The 2,975-nt window shown below is 58.5% G+C and carries 3 protein-coding genes; all 3 read right to left on the bottom strand.

Annotated elements, in window-relative coordinates; translation table 11 throughout:
• Positions 1-1,319: adenosylmethionine--8-amino-7-oxononanoate transaminase (gene bioA / locus V3W31_09280; protein ID MEE9615117.1), on the bottom strand; the 1,319-nt coding region annotated here is incomplete at its 3' end.
• Positions 1,320-1,335: 16 nt separating this feature from the next.
• Complete coding sequence (locus V3W31_09275) at positions 1,336-1,899, bottom strand: LemA family protein (GenBank protein MEE9615116.1); 564 nt, start codon at positions 1,897-1,899, stop codon at positions 1,336-1,338.
• A 29-nt stretch (positions 1,900-1,928) separates the two neighbouring features.
• A partial coding sequence (locus V3W31_09270) for a hypothetical protein (protein MEE9615115.1) occupies positions 1,929-2,975 on the bottom strand: 1,047 nt, incomplete at its 5' end.

Here is a 2,975-nt window from a genome sequence, read left to right as displayed (position 1 = left end):
CTTTTAAGCTCCGTCTCCTTTATGCTCAAGGGCGGCATAAGGACGATGGTATCCCCGAGCGGCCTTACTATGAGGCCGCGCTCGCGGGCGGCCGTGCAGACCCTGTTGCCCATGCGGAGCTTCGCGGGGTAGCGCGCCTTTGTCTTCTTGTCTTTTACGATCTCTATCCCCGCCATTAACCCCTTCTGTCTTACGTCCCCGACGTGAGCGAGGGAGTTGAAATCTTTTAGGAGCTTTTCGAGGAGTCGTATCTTCGGTTGGATCCCTCGTATCACCCGCTCCTTTTTGAATATGTCGAGGCTCGCCAGAGCGGCCGCGCAGCCGAGCGGGTTCCCCGTATAGGTGTGGCCGTGGTAGAAGGCGTCCGGCTCTTTCCTCGTCCCGAGAAAGCTTTTATATATCTTCTCGTTGGTCATGGTCGCGGCAACGGGGAGGTACCCTCCGGTTATGCCCTTGGCAAGGCACATAATGTCCGGCACCACGCCTTCATGCTCGCACGCGAACATCTTTCCCGTACGTCCGAACCCCGTGGCCACCTCGTCCGCTATGAGGAGCACGTCGTACTTCTTTGTGAGTCTCCGAACGCCCTTAAGGAAGCCGGGCGGAGAGACTATTATACCCGCGGCCCCCTGAACGACCGGCTCGATTATGCAGGCGGCTATTTTCTTATTATGTTTTTTGAGGATACCTTCGAGCTTGTCGAGGCAGGCGAGCTTGCAGCTTGGGTATGTTTTTCCGACCGGGCAGCGGTAGCAATAAGGGTAGGGCGCGCGGAAGGAGCGGAACATAAGGGGGCTGAAGCTGCCGACGAAGAGGTCTATCTCGCCGACGCTCATACTACCTATGGTATCCCCGTGGTATGCGCCGCTAAAGGATATGAACGAGCGTTTTCGCCCTTTGCTCTTGCGGCCCTGGCAGTAAAAGGCCATCTTGAGGGCGATCTCAACGGCCGTTGAGCCGTTGTCCGAGTAGAATACGCGTGTCAGCCCCTTCGGCGCGACCTTTACGAGCCTTTCGGCAAGCTCTATGGAGGGGACGTTGCCGAGGCCGAGGAGGGTGGAGTGGGCGACCTTTCCGAGTTGAGTCTTTACGGCGCGGTCTATCTCGCGCCTTCGGTGGCCGTGGACCGTGGTCCAGAGGGAAGAGACCCCGTCGAGGTAGCGGTTACCGTCGGTATCAATAAGGTAACTGCCCCTGGCCTTTTCGATAATGAGCGGGTCGGACCCCCCCCCCTCCCACTCGAGCATCCTTGTGAAGGGATGCCAGACGTGCGCACGGTCGAGGCGTTGGAGTCTTCTGGTTCCGGCTCTGGCGGGCATCTTGGTCTAAAAGACGTCAGGACGAGAACTTTATCGCCACGTCCTCGCGGTGCTCGGGGTTTATCTGCCAGAGTTCCTTTGCCTTGTAGGAGAGCATGCCGGCCACGAAGACGTCCGGGAGTTTCTCTATCCGGATGTTATGGATGTTCACGCTCTCGTTGAAGAGCTCCCTCCGGTCGGAGATTTCGTTTTCGAGTTCGCTTATCCGTGTCTGGAGCTGGCCGAAGCGGCGGTCCGCCTTCAGGTCCGGGTAGTTCTCGGAGACGGCGAAGAGCGATTTCAACGCGCCGGTCAGGAAGTTCTCGGCCTTGCCTCTGTCGTCCATCGTCTTCGCTTCGTCCATCATAGAGCGGGCCTTTGTGACCTTCTCGAGCGTTTCGGCCTCGTGCTTCATGTACCGCTCGCAGATGGTTACGAGCTTCGGGAGCTCGTCGTGGCGCTGCTTCAGGAGCACGTCTATGTTGCTCCAGTTCTTGTCGACGTTGTTCTTTACGGTCACAAGCCCGTTATAGATAGTGACGAAGTACACGACTACCGCCACTATAAGGAGAAGGAAAACTATAAGTACGGCTGTCCCCATAGGTGTAGCCTCCTTTCGGTGCGTTTGTGTTAGCCGAAGAGCCTCTGTAACTCTCCCAATATATCTCCATGTCGGAGAACTTGCAACAGGTAAATGCCGCCGCCCGTGGTGCCGGCCAGCCCGAGCGTGAGGAAGAGCGGTATCCTCCAGGCCATGGAGTCGAGTATCGCCTCCTCGTGCTTGTCGGAGATGTAGAAGAGCCCGCCCGAGGGGTAGGGACCGATGGCGATATTGTCTTCATTCTTTTTCGAGGCGAGTTTCTCGGCGAGCATCTTGTCCTCGACGTCCTTCTTCGCCGTCTCCCACTCCTCGTCGTTTATCTTGCCGTCCATGTCCGCGTCGTACTGCCGGAGCCTTGTCTTGTCGCTCTTAAGCGCCTTGAGCCTTTCGATGAACTTCCTCCTCTTCTCGGCGAAGCTTATCCTCATGCGGTGGGCGAAGCCCATGACATAGAGGCTCTCGCCTTCGGGTATCACCGTCTCCTCCACTTTTCCGTCGGAGATGTGAATGCCCTGGCCCGCCGCGAAGAAACTCGACCGGTAATCCCCCCTGAGGGTCTCGGACCTGCCGCCGCGTATTATGGCCTCGTTCGGGAGGACGAGCACGCGCCCTGTGTCGTCCTCGACGTAGAAGGGGATGTTGCCGCTGTCGCCCCACTCCTTCAGTACGTACCTGTAGCCGTTCTTTACCCTGACACGGTCATATACCTTGTAAGAGTAGTAGACGCAGTCGGTGTTGGTATAGGGCGACTTCATCGCAAACTTCCGGCGGGCGCGGCCCGCTACCTCGACCGTGCCCATGGGCATGGTGCGTATCCTGCTCGTCGGGCAGTTCTCGATGGCCCTCTTCCTCTTAATGAGTACGAGGGAGTGGATGAAGATAAGGAGGCCGGCCGAGAGGAGGCTTATCGAGAGCGGTTCGAGCGCTTCCGCCGCGTACGCCACCCAGAGCGGGGCTACGGCCATGACGGCGAGTGGGAAGCAGAAGACCGGCGGCCCCAGAGCCCGGATGCGCCTCTTGTTGTTCGTGAAGAAGTTGCCCCACGTGGAGATGCTGCCGGTCCTGTAGACCACGGC

It is taken from the genome of Thermodesulfobacteriota bacterium (assembly GCA_036482575.1).
Classification (GTDB): domain Bacteria; phylum Desulfobacterota; class GWC2-55-46; order GWC2-55-46; family JAUVFY01; genus JAZGJJ01.
The sequence above is the reverse complement of the archived record's forward strand: the minus strand, read 5'-3'. Positions and strand labels throughout refer to the sequence as shown.

Bases quoted from the DNA above. Each gene is read 5' to 3' on its own strand.
- V3W31_09275 (MEE9615116.1), bottom strand. From the start codon at position 1,899: ATGGGGACAGCCGTACTTATAGTTTTCCTTCTCCTTATAGTGGCGGTA.